1 protein-coding gene is annotated in these 405 nt (G+C 59.0%); it reads right to left on the reverse strand.

Going from position 1 to position 405, the window contains the following annotated elements; genetic code table 11:
• Positions 1-405, reverse strand: a 405-nt coding sequence (locus tag D7X12_RS42115) for a transporter associated domain-containing protein (RefSeq protein ID WP_279637312.1), incomplete at both ends; no start/stop codon positions are given.

Raw genomic sequence — 405 nt, forward strand, 5'->3', positions numbered from 1 at the left:
TCAGTATCTTCTTCCTCGGAGTAAAACTCCGCAGTCGGCTCCACCACCACAGTGCGTACCCGCATACGACCACGACGGTCACGCGAGCCCTCGGCGGTAAACTTCAGTCCTGCATATTCTACGTACGAACCGGGCAGTGGCACACGTCCAAGCTCATATGCCAACAGACCGGAGACCGTATCCACCTCATCGGTGACCTCGTCATCGAAGACGAGTTGGCGCCCGTGGGCTTCGTCGTAAAGCTCTATGAGCTCGCCCAAGCTGAGGCGCGCCTGCACGCGGTAGGAGGCATCCCCCAGTGGTTCGATGGGGGCCTGCTCGGCCTCGTCGTATTCGTCGGCAATCTCACCGACAATCTCCTCGAGGATGTCCTCAATAGAGATAAGACCGGCGACCGATCCGTAT

It is taken from the genome of Corallococcus sicarius (genome assembly GCF_003611735.1).
Lineage (GTDB): Bacteria > Myxococcota > Myxococcia > Myxococcales > Myxococcaceae > Corallococcus > Corallococcus sicarius.